This is a genomic window from Pantoea sp. X-Soil-MYKO-1289, assembly GCF_059730625.1.
Genome location: NZ_AP036004.1, coordinates 2,691,306 through 2,714,416, shown reverse-complemented (window position 1 = coordinate 2,714,416; position 23,111 = coordinate 2,691,306). Strand labels below are relative to the sequence as shown.

Sequence of the window (23,111 nt, the reverse complement as noted above, 5' to 3'; positions counted from 1 at the left end):
CCGGCAGCGCGTCGCCGGCTGCATCCCCGGTGAGGGTAGGGCAACAGCTACATGGCCAGCACGACCTTGCAGCAGGTACGGGGGTCTTTTTCGAACAGCGTCATCGCGCGTTCGATTTCGTCGAGTGAAAAATAGTGCGTAACCAGTTTTTCCGGCTGGATCAGGCCCTGCTCCAGCCAGTCAATCACCTGCGGGAAGCGGTGGCTGTTAAGACGCGAGGTGAACAGCGACAGCTCTTTGCTGGTCAGGCTTTGTTGGGTAATGCTGCAGGGCTCGCCGGAGAAGCCGAGCAGGCCGATACGGGCGGCGGGCGAGGCGAGCGCCGCCGCTTCCGCCAGAATAGAGGGATGGCAGGCGGCGTCGATAATCAGCGTCGGCTGCACCCCTTCCAGCTGGGCCGCCAGCGGCACTTCGGCGTTGTTGAAGACGCGATCCGCACCGTTGGCTTTCGCCAGCTCAAGACGTTCCGGCAGACGATCCACCACCAGCACCTGCGCCACCTTAAACACGCCTTTCAGCACCTGAATCGCCGTCAGGCCCATCGGGCCGGCGCCGTAGATCAGCGCCACATCCTGCGGCTGCGGCTTCAGGAACGCGGTGATATTGGCTGCGATGGTGAAAGGCTCTACCATGCTGGCGAGCTTGTCCGGGATCGCCGCCGGCAGCCGGTGCGCGTTACCGGCCGGCGCAACCGCATATTCGCTAAAGCCGCCGTCGCGGTGCACGCCGATGACGCTCAGCGTGGTGCAGACGTTAGGACGGCCCACCGAACAGGGATAGCAGCTACCGCAGCTCACGACGGGGTCGACCGCTACTCGCTCGCCGATGCGGCTGGCGTCGACCTCGTCGCCGACCGCGTCAATGACGCCGAAAAACTCGTGGCCGATGACGCGCGGATATTTCGCGAAAGGGTTATGGCCGTGCCAGATATGCACGTCAGAGCCGCAGATGCTGGCGTATTTCACCTTGACGCGGACTTCGCCCGCTGCGGGCGTCGGCAGCGGACGCTCCGCCAGCACCAGCTCGCCAGGTTGTTCAATCACGACACTTTTCATGATGCGCTCCTTACCAGTTCCACAGCGTGCCGTCTTCCAGACGGGCCACCGGCAGATAGGCGGGTTCATAGGGATATTTCGCCGCCAGCTTCTCGTTGAACTCGATGCCCAGGCCCGGCTTGTCGCCCGGATGCATATAGCCATCTTCAAACGTCCAGCTGGCGTCGAACAGCTCCATCATCTGCTCGGAGAAGCCCATATACTCCTGCACGCCGAAGTTAGGCACCCACAGGTCAAAGTGCAGCGCCGCCGCCATGCAGACCGGCGAGAGATCCGACGGGCCGTGCGAGCCGGTGCGCACCTGATAGAGCGAGGCGAAATCGGCGATGCGGCGCATGCCGGTGATGCCGCCCGCGTGGGTAATGGTGGTGCGGATATAGTCGATCAGCTGCTCTTCAATCAGCTGTTTGCAGTCCCAGATGCTGTTGAAGACTTCGCCCACCGCAATCGGCGTCACGGTATGCTGGCGGATCAGGCGGAAACACGCCTGATTTTCCGCCGGCGTCGGATCTTCCATCCAGAACAGGCGGTAATCTTCGACGCTTTTGCCGAAGCGCGCCGCTTCAATCGGCGTCAGGCGGTGATGCATATCGTGCAGCAGATGTTCGTTGAAGCCGAACTTGTCGCGGATCGCTTCGAACAGCTTCGGCGTAAAGTCGAGATATTTTTCAGTAGACCAGAGCTGCTCTTCCGGCCAGTCGCCTTTGGTCGCCGGCTCATAGGCGAGACCTTTGCCTTTCGCCATGCCGTAGGTGGTTTTCATGCCCGGCACGCCGCACTGGGCGCGAATCGCCTTGAAGCCCATCTCTTTGTGCTTCGCGTAGTCGTCCATCACTTCGTCGATGGTATGGCCGGTAGTATGGCAATAGACCATTACGCCGGTGCGCGATGCGCCGCCCAGCAGCTGATAGAGCGGCATATTGGCGGCTTTGCCTTTGATATCCCACAGCGCCATATCGACCGCGGAGATCGCCGACATCGTGACCGGCCCGCGACGCCAGTAGGCGCCTTTATAGAAGTACTGCCAGATATCTTCGATCTGATGCGCGTCGCGGCCGATCAGCTGCGGGCAGATATGATCTTTCAGGTAAGAGGCGACCGGCAGTTCGCGGCCGTTGAGCGTCGCGTCGCCGATGCCGGTAATGCCGTCGTCGGTGGTAATTTTTAGCGTAACGAAGTTTCTGCCTGCGCAGGTGACAAAGACTTCAGCATTAACAATTTTCATCTCTCGGAGCCTTCTTTCAGCAATCAATGCTGAAAAAGTACGCGCATTTATACTACCATACAAGTTGATGTAGCAGAGTTGTGAAGGCAATCACAGAGAGGAATTTACGCTCTGCCTGGGGTAAGGAATCGATCCTTACAGGCTGCATAAAAGTAAAAACGCGGGCCAGGCTGCCCGCGTAAGCGCTTATCTTAGGGCCTGAAACGCGCGCTCAGGCTAACAGCGCGCACTGCGGCGGCAAGCGGCAGCTCAGCGCGCCGGGCATCACCTCAATCTCAAACTCGCGGCCGGAGAGGGGTTCGCCATCCAGATTAAAGGTCATCTCATTAGGGGAAACGATGCGCAGCGAGGTCAGCTTCGCGGTCACGATATTCGGGTTGTCATCGTTGCTGGTCAGCGAGTGCAGCAGGGTAGGCAGCAGCTCCTGCGCGGTGACGATGCTCACATCGAGCTGGCCGTCATTGATCAGCGCCGACGGGCACAAACGCTGCCCGCCGCCCGCCTGACGGCCGTTGCCGACGCCAATCGCCAGCGCGTCGCCCTGCCACTGAAAGCCGGGGCCGGAAATCTCGCAGCTGTCTGGCTTCAGCGTATCCATGCGCATCAGGCCGTGAATAAAATAGGAGACGCCGCCCAGCGCGGATTTTAACTTTTCCGGCGTTTCGGTGGTGATACGGGTGCCGAAACCGCCGGTCGCCATATTAATGAAATAGCGATCCTGATTAACCCGCGCCAGATCGATCACGTGGGCTTTGCCCTGAACCGCGAGGCGCAGCGCAGGCTCCATCTCGGCGGGAATGCCGACGCTGGTGGCGAAATCATTGGCGGTGCCCAGAGGAAGAATGCCGAGCACCGGCCGATGCGCGGCGTCAACGGCGGCCAGCGCGGTGGCGATCTCGTTAATGGTGCCGTCGCCGCCGCCGGCGACCACGGTGTCAGCGCCCAGCCGCAGCGCTTCTCTAACGTAGCGTTCGCCGTCGCCTTTCTCCCAGGTAACGCGCACGGCGACGTCGAAGCCTTCATCGCGCAGCGCGGTGACGGCCGCGCGCAAATCTTCGTTGCCAGCGCCTTTGCCATTAAGAATAAGTAGAGTAAGCGGTCGTTTTTCCATTTTCCGTTCCTTGAAAACCCACAAAGATTTCTGCTTATAGCATAGTCAGGCGGGAAAATTTACGGGAGAAAAGCGGAAAAAAGAAAACCCGCACGGGGGAGCCGGGCGGGTGAATGAGGTGGTTCCTGATACAACAGCTATTAGTTGTTACTCGTTCGCAGCAGGCGCGACTATAAAGGAGCGCGCCGCGGCGGTCTGTGATCCTGTTCTAACTTCACTGGTTTACTTGCGCGACGTGAGTAATTTGCTATGGGGATCGCGCGTGCTGCTGCCGTCGGTGAAATTGCGCAGCAGCAGGCCAAAGGCGAGCTCGACGTCCGCAGGCACCGGCATCCAGACGCGATGGCCGTCGCCGGGCGCCACCTCAATGGCGCCGCCGCGCGCGTCCTGCAGCGCCTCCAGCGTGCAGTTCAGGTTGCCGTTCGGCGTCATGATCTCCAGGCTGTCGCCGAGCAGGAATTTATTTTTCACCGCGACCTCCGCCCAGTCGCCGCGCCGCTCGCCGGTAAATTCGCCGACGAACTGCTGACGCTCGGAGATCGAATAGCCCTGCGCGTAGTTTTGATAGCTGTCGTGGGTATGACGGCGCAAAAAGCCCTCGGTATAGCCGCGATGCGCCAGACCTTCCAGCGTGGTCAGCAGCTCAGGATCGAAAGGTTTGCCGGCTGCGGCGTCGTCGATAGCGCGGCGGTAAACCTGCGCCGTCCGCGCGCAGTAGTAGAACGATTTGGTGCGGCCTTCGATCTTCAGCGAATGGACGCCCATCTCGCTCAGACGTTCAACGTGCGCCACGGCGCGCAGATCCTTTGAGTTCATGATGTAGGTGCCGTGCTCATCTTCAAAGGCGCTCATCACCTCGCCGGGCTTCATCTTCTCTTCCAGCAGAAAGACCTTATCGGTAGGCTGGCCAAGCCCCAGCGTCGGCGTCACCTCCTGCACTTCGACGATATTGCCGACCTCGTCCTGCTTGCCTTCCTCGACCTTATATTCCCAGCGGCAGGCGTTGGTGCAGGTGCCCTGATTCGGGTCGCGCTTGTTCATATAGCCAGAGAGCAGGCAGCGGCCGGAGTAGGCCATGCAGAGCGCGCCGTGCACGAAGATCTCGATCTCCATCTCCGGCACCTGCTGGCGGATCTCCGCGATCTCCTCCAGCGACAGCTCGCGCGACAGGATGACGCGCGTCAGCCCCATCTGCTGCCAGAACTTCACCGTCGCCCAGTTGACCGCATTGGCCTGCACCGAAAGATGGATCGGCATCTGCGGAAAGGCCTCGCGCACCAGCATAATCAAACCGGGATCGGACATGATCAGCGCGTCCGGCTGCATCTCCACCACCGGCGTCAGGTCGCGAATAAAGGTCTTTAGCTTGGCGTTATGCGGCGCGATATTCACCACCACATAGAACTTCTTGCCCAGCACGTGCGCTTCATTAATGCCTTTGGCGAGGTTGTCATGGGTGAATTCGTTATTGCGCACGCGCAGGCTGTAGCGCGGCTGGCCGGCATAAACCGCGTCGGCCCCGTAGGCGAAGGCGTAGCGCATATTCTTCAGCGTTCCCGCGGGAGAAAGCAGTTCTGGTTTCATGATGTTCTCACTGATGTCAGGTCAGCATGCCGCCTGGCGCGGCACGTGCCGCGGCCGCAAGGTGAGCGGTCCGGCAAAAGGTGCAAAATTGTAGGCGGTGAGGCGCGTCGGTCAGTTGATCTAGATCAACTGGCACAGATCCGCTTCCCAGCGATAGCCCATGCCGTAGACGGCGCGGATAAAGGGCTGGTCGGCGTCGAGATTCTCCAGCTTGCGCCGCAGATTTTTGATATGGCTGTCGATGGTGCGATCGGTAACGACGCGGTAGTCGTCGTAGAGATGATTGAGCAGCTGCTCGCGCGAAAAGACTTTGCCTGGCTCCAGCGCCAGAGTTTTCAGCAGACGGAATTCGGCGGGAGTCAGCTCCAGCGGCTGTTCGCGCCAGCTCGCCTGGAAGCGGCCTTCGTCGATTTTCAGCAGCGACGCCTTGCCGGTCTCTTCCGGCGTGCGCTTCACGCGGCGCAGAATGGTTTTCACGCGCGCCACCACTTCGCGCGGGCTGAAGGGCTTACAGATATAGTCATCCGCGCCGATCTCCAGGCCAAGCAGGCGATCGATCTCCTCGGTGCGCGCCGTCACCATAATGATCGGCAGCTCGGAGAAGCGGCGGATTTCGCGGCACAGCGAGAGGCCATCTTTGCCGGGCAGCATCAGATCCAGCAGCATCAAATCGGGCGGCGTCTGCTGGACGAAAGGCAGCACGTCGCTGCCGTGGGCGATATGGTGCGTGCGGTAGTTGGAGGCTTCAAGATAGTCGATCATCAGCTGCGCCAGCTTCGGCTCGTCTTCCACTACCAGAATTAGCGGGTCGGTTTTTTCGGCGGTCATTGTCAGTTACGGCTGGGGAACATAGCGCAATTGTAGCGCGATTTTCAGTCCACCTAAATCAGAGTGCTCCGCAGCGATATGGCCGCCGTGGGCGTCGACGATATTTTTGCAGATCGCCAGCCCCAGTCCGGAGCCGCCGCTGGCGCGATTGCGCGAACCTTCCGTGCGGAAAAAGCGTTCGAAGATTTTCGCCTGCTGCTGCGCGTCGACGCCTGGCGCGCTGTCGGCAAAGCTCATCTGCCACCAGGGCGCCTCATAGGTGAGCCGCACCTCGACCTCTCCCGGCGCGTCGGTATAGCGCAGGCTGTTTTCCAGCAGATTGGTGAAAAGCTGCATCAGGCGATCGGGATCGCCAAAGAAAGGCGCTTCGTCCGGCATCTGCAGCGTCAGCGTCAGCCCGTGGCTGCGATAGCGCTCGTTGAAGCTGCCGGCGGCCACCTCCAGCAGCTGCACCAGATCGGTGGCCTGCTTGCGATAGGCGAGGGCGCCTTCGTCGGAGAGCGAGAGCTGGTGCAGATCGTCCACCAGCTTGCTGAGCACCCCGACTTCGCTCTGCAGCGAGCCGATCGCCTCCGGCGTCAGCTTGCGCACGCCGTCCTGCATCGCCTCCAGCTCGCCGCGCAGGATCGCCAGCGGCGTGCGTAGCTCGTGGGAGATATCGGCCATAAAGGCGCGGCGCATGCTCTCGTTCTTTTCCAGCGAGCTGGCCAGGCGGTTGAAGTCCTGCGCCAGCTGGCCCAGTTCGTCGCGGCTGCCGACCTCGACGCGCGTGGCGAAATTGCCCGCCGCCAGATGATGGGTGCCCGCCACCAGCCGCTTGACCGGCGCCAGCAGGCCGCGCGACATCAGCCAGGTGACCAGCGCCGCCAGCAGCGTCGACAGGCCGACAATCAGCCAGCTGGTGCGCTTCTGCTGGTGATCGAAATTGATATCGGTGCTGCGCGTCAGCCGCTCCGGCGGCGAACCTACTACCCAGCCGACCACTTTGCCGTTGCTGGTGGTGATATTGCGGCGCGACCCTTCCGGCGGCACCGGCGCGCGCGGCCCGACCAGCACCTTATACTGCTGGTCGATAATCCAGAACTGGGTGCGCCAGCCGTGCGGCGGCAGCTGGTTATTGCTGTCGGGATTCTGCTCCAGCGAGCGCAGCATGGTGAACACCAGCCGATCGTTATGCCGCAGAAAATCCCAGTTGCCGTGCTGTTCGTACTGATCGGCCAGCGCGTCGCCGAGCATGGCGAGACGCTGCTCGTTGCCGCGCTTGATGTAATCGACAAAGCCGTGCTCGAAGCTCAGACGCACGCCCCAGTGCATGGTGATCAGCACCAGCATGCAGGTGGAAAAAATCGCTAAAAAGAGTTTGGCGCTGATGCCCAGGCGCAACGGCAACTTCATGGTTTTCTCCGGCGTCGCAGATCGACGTTTTGACTGGTTTCCTTCGGCACGCGCCAGAACACCAGCGCGGGCAGGGCGATAATCAGCGCCATGCAGGCGTAGGCGGTCATAAACAGGCTATGGGTATGGTCGCTGCTGGCAAGCGCATCCTGGCCGAACGCGCCCAGCAGCAGGCCGGCGAGGGTGACGCCGACGCTCATCGACAGCTGCATAATCATCGACAGCAGGCTGTTGCCGCTGGAGGCGAGCGCGTCCGGCAGATCCTTCAGCGTCAGGGTATTCATCGAGGAGAAGCGCAGCGCGTTCACCATGCCCTGCATCAGTAGCACCAGCGGCAGCAGCCACAGCCAGCCGAGCAGCGCCACCAGCGGAAAGAGCAGCACCACTACGGCGAGCGCCAGCGTGGTGCCGACCAGCGCGTTGCGGTAGCCGAACAGGTTAACGATACGCACCACCATGCGTTTGATGCCCATATTGCCGAGCACCATCGGGATCATCATCAGCCCGGCGTGAAACGGCGTAAAACCCATGCCGACCTGCAAAAATATCGGCGTCATAAAAGGCAGCATGCCGCTGCCGATGCGGCCCAAAAAGCTGCCGAGCAGGCCAATGGAGTAGAGACGATTATCGAACAGCTTCAGGCTGAACAGCGCATTGTCGTTGCCGCGCGCATGCATCAGATAATACAACAGCGAAAAGAGGCCGATCAGGATCATCGCGCCTAGCAGCAGCGACGAGCCGCCGCTGCTGCGCTGGCCGTCGAGCGCCAGGGTCAGCGTCGCCATGCCGACGGCCAGCAGCAGAAAGCCGAGAAAATCGAAGCGCCGCGTCTGCATCGAGTAGTTCGGCATCAGCGTCAGGGTGGCGATAGCGCCGATGATGCCGACCGGAATATTGATCAGGAAGATCCAGTGCCAGCTGGCATACTCCACCAGCACGCCGCCAAGCGCCGGACCGACCAGCGGGCCGATCTGTCCCGGCAGGGTGACGAAGGTCATCGCCGACATATACTGCTCGCGCGGCACGATTTTCATCACGGTCAGGCGGCCGACCGGTACCATCATCGCGCCGCCGACGCCCTGCACCACGCGCGCCATCACCAGTTGATCGAGCGTTGAAGAGAAGGCGCAGAGCAGCGAGCCGATGCTGAACAGCACGATGGCGCTGAAGAAAATGTTGCGCACGCCGAAGCGATCCGCCAGCCAGCCGCTCATCGGCAGGGTCACGGCCACCGTCAGCAGATAGGAGACGATGACCGAATGCATATGCAGCGGGCTGACGCCCAGATCCTGCGCCATTGAGGGAAGGGCGGTGTTGACGATGGTGGTGTCCAGCGTCTGCATAAAGAAGCCGAAGGCGACAATCCATAGCTGCCAGCGAACCGTGGCGTTTTGGGCGTTCATTTGCTGTTCTCTCCTTAACTCTCCACCGGCTGGCCAATTTTACCGCGCTTGCGCCGCAGTTTATCCATATAGAGATAGACCACCGGCGTGGTATAGAGCGTCAGCAGCTGGCTCATAATTAGCCCGCCGGCGATAGTGATGCCGAGCGGCTGGCGCAGCTCCGCGCCGTCGCCGCTGGTGATCACCAGCGGCAGCGCGCCGAACAGCGCGGCGAGCGTGGTCATCAGAATCGGGCGAAAGCGCAGCAGACAGGCCTGGAAAATGGCGTCGCGCGCGCTCAGGTTGCCGTTGCGCTGCGCCTCCAGCGCAAAATCCACCATCATAATGGCGTTCTTTTTCACGATGCCGATCAGCAGCAGAATGCCGATAAGGGCGATCAGGCTAAAAGGCGTATCGAACAGCGTCAGCGCCAGCAGCGCGCCGACGCCCGCCGAGGGCAGCGTCGAGAGAATCGTCAGCGGATGGACGTAGCTCTCATACAATATGCCCAGCACGATATAGACGGCGGCGATGGCGGCGAGCATCAGCCAGAGCTGGCTGCTCTGCGACTGCTCGAACACCTGCGCGGTGCCGGCGAAGCTGCCGCGCACGCTGGAGGGGACGCCGATAGCCGTCATGGTGCGATCGATCGCCGCAGAGGCTTCCGACAGCGAAACGCCTTCCGGCAGGTTAAAGGAGATGGTCGTGGCGGCGGAGAGTCCCTCATGGTTGACCGACAGCGGCGCGTTGGCGGGCTGCCAGCGGGCGAACCACGACAGAGGAATCGGCTTGCCGTCGCTGTTAATCACAAACATCTGATCCAGCGCGCTGATGTCCTGGGTGTAGCGCGGATCGACCTCCATCACCACCTTGTACTGATTCAACGGCTGATAGATGGTGGAGATCTGCCGCTGGCCGAAGGCGTTGTTCAGCAGCGCGTTAGCCTCAGAGACGTCGATGCCGAGGCGCGACATGCTTTCGCGATCGTAGATCAGCGCCATTTCGCTGCCTTTGTCCTGCTGATCGGAGTTGACGTCCGCCAGCTGCGGCAGCGCGGAGAAGGCCTGGCGGATTTTCGGCTCCCATTCGCGCAGCGCGGCGAGATCGTCGGAGAGCAGCGAATATTGATAGCTGGCGTTCGATTCGCGGCCGCCGGCGCGCAGATCCTGCACCGCGTTAAGATAGAGGCTGGCGCCGGGCTCTTTCGCCAGCTTCGCGCGCAGCCGGGCGATCACTGCCTGGGCATTCTCGCTGCGCTCGGAAAGCGGCTTCAGCGAGATAAACATCGAGCCGCTGTTGGTGCGCATGCCGCCGGTAAAGCCCACCACGCTCTCAACCGCCGGATCGGCCTTCACGATCACCATAAAATCCTGCAGCTTCTGGCGCATCGCCTGGAACGAGATGCTCTGATCGGCGGAGATAAAGCCCGACAGGCGGCCGGTGTCCTGCTCCGGCATAAAGGTTTTCGGCACCTGAATAAACAGCCAGACGGTCAGGGCGACGGTGCCGAACAGCAGCAGCAGCACCCAGCGCGCATGGTTCAGCACCCAGCCCAGCGAGCGGCCGTAGCCCTGCTGGATCGCCAGCAGCATCCGGCCTGCGCCGCGCCGACGCGGCTGGGCGCGCGGCGCATGCGGCTTCAGCAGATAGGCGCACATCATCGGCGTCAGGGTCAGGGAGATCACCATCGAGATGGCGATCGCCACCGACAGCGTAATGGCGAATTCAGAGAAGAAGCGGCCGATCAGCCCGCCGGTCATCAGCAGCGGCAAAAAGACGGCGATCAGCGACAGGCTCATCGACAGCACGGTAAAGCCCACTTCGCGCACGCCGGTCAGCGCCGCCTGCAAGGGTTTCATGCCCGCCTCGACGTGGCGCGCGATATTCTCCAGCACCACGATGGCGTCATCCACCACGAAACCGGTAGCGATGGTCAGCGCCATCAGCGACAGGTTATTCAGGCTGAAGCCGCACAGGTACATCGCGGCGAAGGTGCCGATCAGCGAGACCGGCACCGCGGCGGCGGGGATCAGCGTGGCGCGGCCGGAGCGCAGGAAAACGAACACCACCATAATCACCAGCACTACGGCGATGGTCAGCGACTGCTCGACCTCATGCAGCGAGGCGCGAATGGTGGGCGAGCGATCCTGCGCAATCTGCAGGTCGATAGCGGCGGGAATGGTCTGGTGCAGCGTCGGCAGCTCGGCGCGAATGCGGTCGACGGTATCGATCACGTTCGCCTCCGGCGTTTTGCGTACCAGCAGCAGCACCGCTGGCTTGCCGTCCGCCATCCCGGCGTTGCGCACGTCCTGCACCGAGTCCTGCACGCTGGCGACGTCCGCCAGCTTCACCGCCGCGCCGTTGCTGTAATGCACCACCAGCGGCGCGTAGTCGCTGGCGGTTTTCAGCTCGTCGTTGGTGCGCAGCTGCCAGCGCTGCTGGCGATCCTCCACCGCGCCCTGCGGACGACGCTGGTTGGCGTTGGCGATCGCCTCGCGCACCGCGTCCAGCGAGACGCCCTGGTTAAACAGCGCCTGCGGATTCAGCGCGACGCGCACCGCAGGCAGCGAGCTGCCGCCGACCGTGACGTCGCCGACGCCTTCGATCTGCGACAGCTTCTGCGCCAGCTGGGTCGAGGCGTAGTCGTAGAGCTGGCCGGGATTATAGATATCCGAGGTCAGCGTCATGATCATAATCGGCGCGTCCGAGGGATTGACCTTACGCCAGGTGGGACGGCTCGGCATCCCGGTTGGCAGCAGGCTTTGCGCCGCGTTGATGGCCGCCTGCACGTCGCGCGCCGCGCCGTTGATGTCGCGGTCGAAGTCGAGCACCAGAATAATGCGCGTGCTGCCGAGCGAGCTGGTGGAGGTCATTTCGCTCACGCCGGCGATGCGGCCCAGCGAACGCTCCAGCGGGGTTGCCACCGACGAAGCCATGATTTCCGGCGACGCGCCCGGCAGCGAGGCGGAAATCACTATCACCGGGAAGTCAACCTGCGGCAGCGGGGCGACCGGCAGCAGGCGAAAGCCGAGCACGCCCGCCAGCGCAATGGCGAAGGTCAGCAGCGTGGTGGCCACCGGGCGGTGGATAAACAGCGCGAAAAATCTCACTGCTCCGCCTCCCGGCCGCTAAAGCGACGGCGCGCGGCCTGGCCGAGGCGATCGAACAGCAGATAGATCACCGGCGTAGTAAACAGCGTCAGCACCTGGCTCAGGATCAGGCCGCCCACCATGGCGATGCCGAGCGGGTGGCGCAGCTCTGCGCCGACGCCGGTGCTGAGCATCAGCGGCAGCGCGCCCAGCAGCGCCGCCAGCGTGGTCATCAGGATCGGGCGAAAACGCAGCAGGCATGCCTGATAGATGGCGTCATAGGGCGTCATGCCCTGCTCGCGTTCGGCGGCCAGCGCGAAGTCGATCATCATGATGGCGTTTTTCTTCACGATGCCGATCAGCAGAATAATGCCGATGATGGCGACGATATCCAGCTCGCCGCCGCTCAGGATCAACGCCAGCAGCGCGCCGACGCCGGCGGTGGGCAGCGTCGACAAAATAGTGATGGGATGGATAAAGCTCTCATAGAGCACGCCCAGCACGATATACATCGCCACGATGGCCGCCACGATCAGCCAGACGGTGCTGGTCAGCGCCGCCTCGAACGCCAGGGTGCTGCCCTGGAACTGGGTCATAAGTTCAGAGGGCATGCCGAGCTGCTCTTCCGCCGCGCTCACCGCTTTCACCGCGTCGCCCAGCGAATAGCCGTCGGCGACGTTAAAGGAGAAGGTCGCCGACGGGAACTGATCGAGATGGTTGACGCTCAGGGCGCTATGGCGCTGCTCAACTTTCGCGATGGCGCTGAGCGGCACGCTGCCGCCGTCGCTGCTGGTCAGCCGGATGCCTTCCAGGCCCGCCAGGCCAGGCGTGGCGCGGTTGTCCTGCTCCAGCACCACGCGATACTGGTTCGCCTGGGTGTAAATAGTGGAGATCAGGCGCTGGCCGAAGGCGTTATAGAGCGCGTTATCGACGTCCGCCATACTGATGCCGAGGCGGCTGGCGCTGTCGCGATCGACATTGACGTAGGCCTCCAGCCCCTGATCCTGCCAGTCGCTGCTGATGTCGCGCAGCTCAGGCGACTGGCGCAGCGCGTCCAGCAGTTTCGGCACCCAGGTGCTGAGCGACTCCAGCGAGCCGGACTGCAGCGTAAACTGATAGGGCGTGCGGCTCGCCTGGGTTTCAATGGTCAGATCCTGGACCGGCTGCAGCCACAGCGTGACGCCGGGAAGCTGGCTTATCTGCTGCTGCAGCCGCTGCTGTACCTGCGGGATCCGATCGTCGCGCTCGCTCAGCGGCTTCAGGTTGATCTGCAGACGCGCGCTGTTGAGCGCGGCGTTGGTGCCGTCGACGCCGACGAAAGAGGTCATGCTCTGCACCGCCGGATCTTTCATGATCAGCGAGGCGACGTCGCGCGTGCGCTCCGCCATGCTGGCGTACGAGGCGCTCTGCGGCGCCTGCAGCGTGCCCTGGATAATGGAGTTATCCTGCTGCGGGAAAAAGCCTTTCGGGATCGCTATCCACAGCAGCACGGTAAGCAGCAGCGTGCCGAGCGCCACCGACAGCGTCAGCCAGGGATGCGCCAGTACCTTGCGCAGCCAGCCGCCATACCCGGCGATCAACCGCTCGAAAAAGGCTTCGCTGGCGCGTGAAAAGCGGTTCTGCTTGCGCAGCGACTCGGCGCTCAGCATGCGCGCGCACATCATCGGCGTCAGCGTCAGCGAAACCACGGCGGAAATCAGGATCGCCACCGCCAGCGTCACGGCGAACTCGCGGAACAGACGGCCGATTACGTCGCCCATAAACAGCAGCGGGATCAGCACCGCGATCAGCGAAAAGGTAAGCGAGATAATGGTAAAGCCGATTTCGCCCGCCCCCTTGAGCGCGGCGGTGAGCGGCTTTTCGCCTTTTTCCAGATAGCGGGTGATGTTTTCGATCACCACGATGGCGTCATCCACCACGAAGCCGGTGGCGATAGTCAGCGCCATCAGCGTCAGGTTATTGATAGAGAAGCCGAGGAAGTACATCGCGGCGAAGGTGCCGACCAGCGACAGCGGCACCGCGACGGCGGGAATAATCGTCGCCGGCACGTTGCGCAGGAACAGATAGATAATCATCACCACCAGGCCGATCGCCAGCATCAGCTCGTGCTGGGTATCGGTGACCGAGGCGCGAATATTGGTGGTGCGGTCGGTCAGCAGCTGGACCTTCACCGACTTCGGCAGCGAGGCGGTGAGCGAGGGCAGCAGCGCGCGGATATTATCGGCGGTGGCGATAATGTTGGCGCCCGGCTGGCGCTGCACGTTGAGCACGATGGCGGCTTCGCGGTTCGCCCAGGCGCCAAGCCAGCGGTTTTCCGCCCCCTGTTCGATAGTGGCGACATCGCCGAGCCTCACCGGCGCGCCGTTTTTATAGCTGACGATCAGCTGACGGTAATCCTCCGCCGATTTCATCTGGTCATTAGCGGAGAGGGTAATGGAGCGCTCCGGGCCGTCGAGGCTGCCTTTCGCTGAGTTGACGTTGGCGCTGCTGATGGCGCTGCGCACCTCTTCGCTGGTCAGGCCGAGCGCCGCCAGCGCCTGAGCGTTCATCTGCACGCGCACCGCCGGTCGCTGACCGCCGGAGAGCGTTACCAGCCCGACGCCGGAGACCTGGGAGATTTTTTGCGCGACGCGCGTCTCCACCATATCCTGCACCTGGGTCAGCGGCATGCTGGTGGTGGTGACCGCCAGCGTCATGATCGGCGGATCGGCGGGATTGACCTTGCTGTAGACCGGCGGGTTAGGCAGATCGTTGGGCAGCAGGCTGGTGGCGGCGTTAATGGCGGCCTGCATCTCCTGCTCGGCGACGTCGAGCGGCAGCGTCAGCTGGAACTGCAGGGTGATCACCGACGCGCCGCCGGAGCTTTGCGACGCCATCTGCTTCAGCCCTGACATCTGGCCGAACTGGCGCTCAAGCGGTGCGGTAATCGCCGAGGTGGTCACATCCGGGCTGGCGCCGGGATAGAGCGTCACCACCTGAATGGTGGGATAGTCCACCTCCGGCAGCGCCGAAACCGGCAGGAAACGGTAGCCGAGCACGCCCGCCAGCAGAATAGCGATCATCAACAGCGTGGTAGCGACCGGACGTAAAATAAACTGACGCGACGGCCCGCCGCTGGCGTCAGGAGGCGTAACCTGCATTACTCGCTCGCTCCTTTGGCCGGTTGCGCCGCGCGGCTGCTTTTCAGCGCGGTGCTCTGCGGCGCGACGACCTCTACCTGCGCCCCTTCCGTCAGGCGATCCAGCCCGTCGGTGACCACGCGTTCGCCCGCGCTCAGGCCGGCGTTAATTACTACCTGATGGCTATCCTGCAGTCCGGCGGTCACGCTTTTCTTACTCACTTTATTGTCGCTGTTCACCACCCAGACAAAGTGGCCTTCATTACCCATTTGCAGCGCGGCGGCCGGGATAACGATCGCATCCTGCAGGGTATTGACCTTCAGCCGCGCGTTGACGAACTGGTTGGGAAAGAGCTTGTCGTCCTGATTGTCGAAGCGCGCCTTCATTTTGATGGTGCCGGTGGTGGCGTCGATCTGGTTGTCGATGCTGAGCAGCGTGCCCTGAGTCAGCAGCGTCTGGTTGCTGCGATCCCAGGCTTCGACCACCAGCGGCTGGCCGCTTTTTTGCGCCTGCATGATGTCGGGCAGATAATTTTCAGCCAGGCTGAACAGCACGTCGATGGGGTGGGTCTGGGTGATCACCACCAGACCGTTGGTGTCGCCGCTGGTAATGTAGTTGCCGACGTCCACCTGTTTCAGGCCGACGCGGCCCTCAATTGGCGACGTAATGCGGCTGTAGGTCAGATTGAGCTGGGCGCTGGCGACGCTGCCTTCATCCGCCTTAATGGTGCCCTGGGTTTCGCTCACCAGCGAACGCTGGGTATCCAGTTCCTGCTGCGACACCAGCGAGGTTTTCGCCAGCTTTTCATAGCGCGCCAGATCGCGGCGGGCGTTCGCCAGCGTCGCCTGATCCTTCGCCAGCTGGCCCTGCGCCTGGGTTAGCGCCACCTGATAAGGGCGGGGATCGATCTCCGCCAGCAGCTGGCCCGCTTTGACCTGCTGCCCTTCCTGAAAGTGGATCGCCATCAGCTCGCCGTCGACGCGGCTGCGCACCGTCACGGTGCTGGCGGCGGTCACGGTGCCGAGCCCGCTGAGAAAGTGCGGCACGCTCTGGCTGACGGCGGCGGCGGCCTGTACCGGCGCCGGCGGCGCGCCCGCGCCGCCCTTGCCGCGATGCGGTCGGGTCGACGCCTGAGGATCGGCGTCAGGCTGCGCCGGATGGTGCCACCAGTAGTAGCCGCCTGCGGCGGCGGCGAGCACTAACAGCGTCAGCAGGCTCTTTTTCAACAAGGAAGATCGGTTCATCTTATCGGTTGCTCTCCAGCAGTAGCGAAATCCCCAAAACGCAGGCTAAAACGCGGCAGCCTGCAAATAGCAGAGTGTAGACCCGCAAAGCGGGCAGAAGTTGAAGGAATTAAGGATATCTGTCAGCCCGACGTAAGTATCCCTGTCAGAACAAACTTATCGAGGAATTACGCATAAAGGGCGCTTTTCGCTTTTGCTATGCTCTTTGTCTGGGCATTTCTTACACAAGGAGAAAAGGATGAGTCAGGTTGAAACCCGCCAGCTCGGCGATACCGGCATTCAGGTGCCGCTGTTAACCTTTGGCGGCAACGTCTTCGGCTGGACCCTGGATGAGGCGAAATCATTTTCATTGCTGGATGCGCTGGTGGAAAAAGGGCTGTGGTTTATTGATACCGCCGACGTCTATTCGCGCTGGGCGCCAGGCAATAAAGGCGGCGAGTCAGAAACCATTATCGGCAACTGGCTGAAAAAAAGCGGCAAACGCGACCGCATCGTGCTGGCGACCAAGGTCGGCATGGAACTCTCGCCGGAGAAAACCGGCCTGAAGCCGCAGTATATTCGTCAGGCGGTAGAGGATTCGCTGCGCCGTCTGCAAACCGACTATATCGATCTCTATCAGGCGCACCGCGACGATAGCGATACGCCGCTGGCGGAAACCCTGGCGGCGTTCGACTCGCTGATCAAAGAGGGCAAGGTGCGCGCCATCGGCGCCTCGAACTACAGCGCGCCGCGCCTGCAGGAGGCGCTGAAGGTCAGCGAGGAGCAGGGCCTGGCGCGCTACGCCACCCTGCAGCCGGAATATAATCTTTACGATCGCGAAGGCTATGAGTCGGCGCTGGAGGCGGTGGCGACGCAGCACGGGCTGGGCGTGATTAACTACTATTCGCTGGCCAGCGGCTTTCTGAGCGGCAAATACCGCAGCGCGGCCGATGCCGGTAAAAGCGCGCGCGGGCAGGGCGTGGTCGAGAAGTATCTTAACCCGCGCGGCCTGGCTATTCTGGCGGCGCTGGACGACATCAGCCAGGCGCACGGCGTGACGCCGACCCAGGTCGCGCTGGCGTGGCAGATTGCGCGGCCGAGCATTACCGCGCCGATCGTCAGCGCTACCTCGCTCGCCCAGCTTGACGATCTGATCGGCGCAACGCAGCTGCGGTTGTCGCCGGAGGAGAGTGAGAAACTGGCGCAGGCCAGCCGCTGAGCCTGCCAGACGAGGCGCTAGCGCCTCGTCATTATTTTGCGTGCCAAATAATGCGTTAATCGCCGCGGTGATTCTGTTCAGCGATCCCCTTCACACTTGTCTGAAAAACCTGTCCCTTTGCTTATTCGTGCGCACATTTTTACAAAAGTTGAACTTTTCGCAGCACTATTCTCTGCGTGGAAATAACCCTTATTCAGATAAGAAGAACGATTATGAACAGAAAAAAAGCAGTGCAACGCTTCCCGCTGCGCCGTGTGGCGGCCGGCTCCCTGATGTTTGCTATGCTGAGCGCGTCTGCTGTGGCCGCAGATGCCTTTAGCTATGACTCGCCTTATATGTTCGGCGACTGGGGCGGCTCGCGAACGCAGCTGGAAAATGACGGCGTTAAGTTTGACGTCAACTACACCATGGAAAGCGCATCAAACCTCGGCGGCGGCGCCGATACCAACACCTCAATGCGCTACAGCGATCAGTGGGCGTTCGGCGCCAATCTCGATCTGGAAAAACTGCTCGGCTGGCAGGATACGCAGTTCCAGGCCACCATCACCAACCGTGACGGCCGCAATATTTCCGATCAGGTAGCCGACCGTCGTACCGGCATGCTCTCTTCGGTGCAGGAAGTCTATGGCCGCGGCCAGACCTGGCGTCTGACGCAGTTCTGGCTGAGCAAGGGGCTGTTTGACGACGTCGTCAACCTGAAAGCGGGTCGCGTCACCGTCGGCGAAGACTTCGACAACTTCGACAGCAAGTTCCAGAACCTGGCGTTCGGCAGCGGCCAGGCGGGCAACTGGCGCGGCGACCGCTGGTTTAACTGGCCGGTGTCGCAGTGGGGCGGCCGCGTGAAGCTCAACATCACGCCGGAAGTCTTCTTCCAGGTCGGTTTCTATAACCAGAACCGCGCCAACTACGATCGCGGCGACGGTTTCCGCCTCGACACCAGCAACTCCGAGGGTAACCTGGTGCCGGTGGAACTGGGCTGGAAGCCGACGCTGGGCCCGGACAAGCTGCCGGGTAACTACCGCATCGGCTACTACTATTCGTCCGCCAACGGCGACGTTTACGGCAGCTGGCGCGACGGCGCCTATCAGGATAAAGATCACGCCTACGGCGGCTATGTGCTGTTGCAGCAGCAGCTGACCGCGCAGGGCGGCGACGCCAGCCGCGGCATCGGCGTGTCGGTTCAGGCGGTGATGAACGATCACAAAACCTCGAAGACCGACAACTATCAGTCGATCGCCTTTACCTGGGCGGGCCCGTTCGACGCCCGTCCTGAAGATGAGATCGGCATCGCCGCGGCGCGCATTCACGTTAACAGCGATTACACCCGCGCGCAGCGCCAGCAAAACGCCGCCAATGGCGAAACGGACTTCGACAGCCCGACCTATCTGCCGATTCAGGATGGTTCGGAATATAACTACGAGCTTTATTACAACGTGAAGCTGGCGAAGTGGCTGCAGGTGCGTCCGAACGTGCAGTATATCGTGGCGCCAGGCGCGGTAAGCGAAGTGAAGGATGCCTTTGTCGGCGGCATCAGCGCCAATATCAACTTCTGATAGCGCAGCGAGCGGCTGCCATGGGCCGCTTAATGCTGCTATTAAGGCGCTTACGCGGGAGGCAGGATCCGATCGCAAAGTCGCTCAAAGCTTCCCTGCGCGCTCGGCCCGCGACATCCCTGTCGCGGGACGCTTTGCTCTTCGGACCCTGCCTCCCGCGTATTAAACTTCTCAGCTGCCTGAAAGCGCTACCCAGACAGATTCGTTAGCGAAACATCACCTCTGCCCAGCGCGCCAGACCGGCCGTCACCGATCCGAAATCATCGCCGCTGGCGATCGGCGTTTCCGGCAGCGCCTGCTGTAGCGCGGCGCGCAGCACCGGCGAACGCGCGCTGCCGCCCGTCAGATAGATCACTTCAGGCTTCGCGTCGCAGCTGGCGAGCGCCAGGTGCACCTGCTCCAGAATACGCTCCAGCGGCTGATTGATCGCCTCCTGCAGCAGCGTGTCGCTGATGGCGGCGTGCATCTGCGGCGCGATAAAGTCCAGGCTGGCGTCGAAAGCGGCGCGATCGGAAAGGGCGATCTTGCTCTCCTCCGCCGCGCGCACCAGACGATAGCCGAGCTTCTGCTGCCACACCTTGAGCAGATGCGCCACCTGCGCGCTTTGTTCCGCATCGCGCACCAGATCGCGCAGCAGCTTGCCGCAGGCGGCGGAGTAGAATTCGCTCTGCGCCGGCACGTCGTTAATCGCCACCGCGTTCCACCACGGTAGCGCGGGCAGGGCGGTGCCTTTCTGCGTCCTGCCGCCCAGGCCGAGCAGCGGCATCAGGGTCTTAAACGCCAGCATAATATCGAGGTCGTTGCCGCCGACGCGGCAGCCGCTGTGGCCGAGCAGGCTCGCGCGGCGGTCCGACAGCTTGCGCCACTCCGGCCCCATCAGCAGCATCGAGCAGTCGGTGGTGCCGCCGCCGATATCCACCACCAGCACGCGCGTCTCTCTCTCCAGTGTCGCTTCGAAGTCGAGTCCCGCCGCGACCGGCTCGAACTGAAATTCCACGTCGCGGAAACCGGCGCGCTGCGCGGCGCGCAGCAGAATGCCCTGCGCCTGAGCGTTGGCGTCGTCGCCGCCGAGCCCCTGGAAGTTGATGGGGCGGCCGATAACCGCCTGATCGATCGCGGCGTCGAGCTGCGCTTCGCCCTGTTCGCGGATATGGCGCATCATGGCGCAGACCAGATCTTCAAACAGCGCGATCTGCTGCGGTTTCAGGCCGCTGGCGCCGAGAAAGGATTTTGGGGATTTCACGAACCAGGTCTCTTCCGGGTCCGCCATATAGTGCTGCAGCGCGCTCAGGCCGAACTGCACGCTGGTGGCCGACACCTCGATGTCCTCTTCGCGGTTATGGCGCAGCGCACGCTGCAGCAGCGCGGTGGTTTCCGCATCGGGAGTCGCGACCTGATGATGGCGATAGAGCCATTCGCTCACCGCTTCACGCGTCGGTGCGGCAATCATCGACGGTAGCAGGCGCTGACCCTTCTCCAGCGTCAGCAGGCGCGGCGTGCCCTCTTCGCACACGGCAATGGAACAGTTCGCCGTACCGTAATCGAAACCAATGAACATCTGATGCCCCTCCCGGAAAAAAGGGGGCGACTTTAGCGCAGCTGAGCGGGGCTGGCAAGCGGCTCAGCGCGTCGGCGGCCTGTATACCATGAGCTGCCCGCGGCCCGCTTTTTTGGCGTTATAGCAGGCGGTGTCCGCCTGCGACAGCACCTCCGCGCCGACGCCATTGTCGGCGGCAATCTGCGTCAGCCCGGCGCTGGCGCCCACCTGATAGGTGCCGCCCTGCCAGCTAAAGGCGTAGCTGTTGACCGCCGTAACGATGCGCTGCACAACTCCGACTCCCTGCGATAGCGCGCATTCCGGCATCAGCAGGGCGAACTCGTCGCCGCCGAGGCGCGCCAGAAAATCGGCGCCGCGCAGATGGCGTTGCATCAGTTCGGCGAGTTCGCGCAGCAGCGCGTCGCCCGCCGCGTGTCCGGCGCTGTCGTTGACCGCTTTAAACTTATCGAGATCGATAAACGCCAGCACATGCTGATGCCCGCGCGTCGCCGCGTCGCTCAGCAGACGCTGCAGCTGACCTTCGAAGCTGGCGCGATTCGGCAGCCGGGTCAGGGTGTCATGCAGCGCGCTGTAGCTCAGGCGCTGCATTAGCCGGCGCGATTCGCTGACGTCCTGAATAACCATGACCGCGCCGATCTCTTCGCCTTGCAGCGTGCGCAGCGGCGTAATGCTGTAGTGGATCTCCACGACGCCGCCGTCGGCAGCGTGCAGCACCAGTTCGTCATCCAGCTCGGGCGTGACTTTCTCCGTCGGCAGGCGGCGAAGCCGCTGGTTTTCCACCGGCGCGCCGTGAACGCCCTGGGTGATATGCAGCAGCTCGCTCAGCGGAATGCCCGCCGCCGCCTCCTGCCGCCAGCCGCTCATCTTTTCCGCCACCGGGTTCATAAAGGTCACGCGCATGTCGCTGTCGGTGCTGATAACCGCTTCGCCGATAGAGTCGAGCGTAATCGCCATGCGCTCTTTTTCCTGAAACAGCGCGTCGGTCAGGTTGCGCAGGTGGGTCACGTCCTGACAGATGCCCAGCATGCGTTCGATGCGGCCGTCCTGGTTGAAGAAGCGGCGCGCCTGAGTGCGCAGGGTGCGTACGCCGTCGGCGCGCTGGATGCGATACTCGATATCGAAAACGTCGACTTTTTCCGACGGCTGCAGCGCGCGGTCGAGCCGCTCGCGATCCGCCGGATGCACCTGGCTGCGCCACAGCTCGCGGCTGGGCGGCTGGTGCGCAGGCAGGCCGAACAGCCGGTACATATAGCGATCCCACATCATCTCGTTGCGCGTCAGGTTCCATTCATAGACGCCGATTTCGCCCGCCTCGTTGGCCAGCGTAATGCGCTCCATCAGATGGCGGTTCACCTGCTCGCTCTGTTTCAGCTCCGAGATGTCGATAATCTGCGAAATAAAATAGAGCGGCTGCTGCGCGCCGTCGCGCACCAGCGACACCGTCAGGCGCGCCCAGACGATCTCGCCGTTTTTGCGGAAGTAGCGTTTTTCGATGGTATAGGCGTCAATCTCGCCGCGCAGCAGCCTGTCGGCATGCAGCAAATCGTTTTCCAGATCGTCGGGATGGGTAATCTGCTGGAAGGTGAGTTTTTTTAGCTCGACGTCGGGGAAGCCGAGCGTCAGGCAGAGAGAGTGATTGACCTGCAGCCAGCTTCCCTGCGGCGACACCAGCGCCATGCCGATGGCGGAATATTCCATCGCGTGGCGAAACCGGGTCTCGCTTTCGCTGATGTGATGCTTTTCACGCCGAAAGGCGTCCATCACCAGCGCCATCACGTGGCTCGGGATCAGCACCAGCAGAAAAGGCAGCCAGCTGGCAATTTGACCCGGCACCTCGCTGCGCGTTTCGACCGTCGCGAGGCCGAGCGCCAGGATCAGCGATATCGCGCAGGCGTTCAGCAGAAACAACAGAAACGCGTCGCGCTTCGGCAGCCGCACGGCACACCAGAAAAGCAGCACCACGATAAAGGTGAACGGCCAGGGCATAAAGCGCAGCGCCAGCCAGCTCGCGCCCGCCGTCAGCAGCAGGGTAAAGAGGAACTCCGCCAGGCGGCGCAGGCTAATCGCGGCGGGCCGCAGCGGCCAGGGCAGCAGCAGCAGCACCGGACCGAGCGCCAGCATGCCGATAATTTCGGAGATCACCCAGGTTGAGAGAAAAGAAAAGGTGCCGCTGCCGCTGATATTCAGCATCCACAGCGCCAGCAGGCCGCCCAGTAGCGGGGTAAGTATGCCGACCGAAAGCACGAAGCGCAGCCAGTCGCGCAGCGAGTTCAGCGGCGCCTCGCGCTTCAGCAGCGCGCGCAGCAGTGCGCCGCCCACCATCGCCTGCAGCACGTTGATCAGCGTAAATTTCAGATTGGCCAGCTCGGTCCCGATGATCAGCCCGTTCGCCAGCGCGGTGCCTGCCGCGCAGCCCAGCAGCAGCAGCGGCGTATGGCGGGAAGGGGAGCGAAAAGCGACGATGGTCATCAGCGCGGTCGCAAACCAGAGCGGCGAAATGCGGCCGCTGAATACGATCAGCTCGAGGCAAAAAAGCGTCAGCAGAAAAGCGAGCGCGGCCAGAATCAGCGCGCTCAGCAGGCGATTTTGCGGTTTGTCCGGCGAGGACAATAGTTCAACACTCATTCACTAACCCGGCAGCGCGCACCGCGTCTGGATGACGAAAAATGCGCCAGTCATACTCTTTTGGGCATGCTAGCACATCGATGCCGTTATGGGCTTGTTAAATCAAATTAGTGCGTTATTCAACGAATTGACTGGCTCTGCTGCG

General features: G+C 62.4%; 14 protein-coding genes. 2 read left to right on the top strand and 12 right to left on the bottom strand.

The genetic code is table 11. The features are described 5' to 3' along the window. Window positions 1-47: 47 nt before the first annotated feature. The 10 genes from AC6I7Z_RS13025 to AC6I7Z_RS12980 all read right to left on the bottom strand — a co-directional run bounded on the left by AC6I7Z_RS13025 (window position 48) and on the right by AC6I7Z_RS12980 (window position 16,032). On the bottom strand, window positions 48-1,055 hold the full coding sequence (locus AC6I7Z_RS13025; RefSeq protein ID WP_497814526.1) for a Zn-dependent oxidoreductase: 1,008 nt from the start codon (window positions 1,053-1,055) through the stop codon (window positions 48-50). A 10-nt stretch (window positions 1,056-1,065) separates the two neighbouring features. Next, entirely contained in the window at window positions 1,066-2,280 is a 1,215-nt protein-coding gene (manD, locus tag AC6I7Z_RS13020; RefSeq protein WP_497814525.1) for a D-mannonate dehydratase ManD, read from the bottom strand. Window positions 2,281-2,491: 211 nt separating this feature from the next. After that, on the bottom strand, window positions 2,492-3,391 hold the full coding sequence (gene yegS, locus AC6I7Z_RS13015; protein WP_497814524.1) for a lipid kinase YegS: 900 nt from the start codon (window positions 3,389-3,391) through the stop codon (window positions 2,492-2,494). Window positions 3,392-3,613: 222 nt separating this feature from the next. After that, window positions 3,614-4,978 (bottom strand): prephenate-dependent tRNA uridine(34) hydroxylase TrhP, encoded by a 1,365-nt coding sequence (gene trhP / locus AC6I7Z_RS13010; protein WP_497815445.1) that lies wholly within the window; start codon window positions 4,976-4,978, stop codon window positions 3,614-3,616. 117 nt (window positions 4,979-5,095) lie between these two features. Further along, complete coding sequence (gene baeR / locus AC6I7Z_RS13005) at window positions 5,096-5,803, bottom strand: envelope stress response regulator BaeR (RefSeq protein WP_497814523.1); 708 nt, start codon at window positions 5,801-5,803, stop codon at window positions 5,096-5,098. A 6-nt stretch (window positions 5,804-5,809) separates the two neighbouring features. Further along, the gene (gene baeS / locus AC6I7Z_RS13000) at window positions 5,810-7,198 is read right to left on the bottom strand and encodes an envelope stress sensor histidine kinase BaeS (protein WP_497814522.1); all 1,389 of its coding nucleotides are present in this window, start codon (window positions 7,196-7,198) and stop codon (window positions 5,810-5,812) included. Then, window positions 7,195-8,601, bottom strand: coding sequence for a multidrug transporter subunit MdtD (mdtD, locus tag AC6I7Z_RS12995; RefSeq protein WP_497814521.1), 1,407 nt, complete (start codon window positions 8,599-8,601; stop codon window positions 7,195-7,197). The genes baeS and mdtD overlap by 4 nt, the downstream gene beginning before the upstream one ends. Before the next feature lie 14 nt (window positions 8,602-8,615). Further along, the gene (mdtC, locus tag AC6I7Z_RS12990; RefSeq protein ID WP_497814520.1) at window positions 8,616-11,690 is read right to left on the bottom strand and encodes a multidrug efflux RND transporter permease subunit MdtC; all 3,075 of its coding nucleotides are present in this window, start codon (window positions 11,688-11,690) and stop codon (window positions 8,616-8,618) included. Next, window positions 11,687-14,809, bottom strand: coding sequence for an MdtB/MuxB family multidrug efflux RND transporter permease subunit (locus AC6I7Z_RS12985; RefSeq protein WP_497814519.1), 3,123 nt, complete (start codon window positions 14,807-14,809; stop codon window positions 11,687-11,689). The genes mdtC and AC6I7Z_RS12985 overlap by 4 nt, the downstream gene beginning before the upstream one ends. After that, the gene (locus tag AC6I7Z_RS12980) at window positions 14,809-16,032 is read right to left on the bottom strand and encodes an MdtA/MuxA family multidrug efflux RND transporter periplasmic adaptor subunit (protein ID WP_497814518.1); all 1,224 of its coding nucleotides are present in this window, start codon (window positions 16,030-16,032) and stop codon (window positions 14,809-14,811) included. The genes AC6I7Z_RS12985 and AC6I7Z_RS12980 overlap by 1 nt, the downstream gene beginning before the upstream one ends. Window positions 16,033-16,270: 238 nt before the next feature. Here AC6I7Z_RS12980 and AC6I7Z_RS12975 point away from each other — a divergent pair, with 238 nt between their 5' ends. After that, window positions 16,271-17,230 (top strand): aldo/keto reductase, encoded by a 960-nt coding sequence (locus AC6I7Z_RS12975; RefSeq protein ID WP_497814517.1) that lies wholly within the window; start codon window positions 16,271-16,273, stop codon window positions 17,228-17,230. A gap of 212 nt (window positions 17,231-17,442) precedes the next feature. Further along, window positions 17,443-18,783, top strand: coding sequence for a carbohydrate porin (locus AC6I7Z_RS12970; protein WP_084883862.1), 1,341 nt, complete (start codon window positions 17,443-17,445; stop codon window positions 18,781-18,783). Between the two features lie 205 nt (window positions 18,784-18,988). Here the strand turns inward: AC6I7Z_RS12970 and yegD are convergent, their stop codons facing one another. Both yegD and AC6I7Z_RS12960 read right to left on the bottom strand, forming a co-directional pair. Beyond that, window positions 18,989-20,341, bottom strand: coding sequence for a molecular chaperone (gene yegD, locus AC6I7Z_RS12965; RefSeq protein ID WP_497814516.1), 1,353 nt, complete (start codon window positions 20,339-20,341; stop codon window positions 18,989-18,991). A 63-nt stretch (window positions 20,342-20,404) separates the two neighbouring features. Beyond that, entirely contained in the window at window positions 20,405-22,966 is a 2,562-nt protein-coding gene (locus tag AC6I7Z_RS12960) for a diguanylate cyclase (protein ID WP_497814515.1), read from the bottom strand. Window positions 22,967-23,111: the final 145 nt, after the last annotated feature.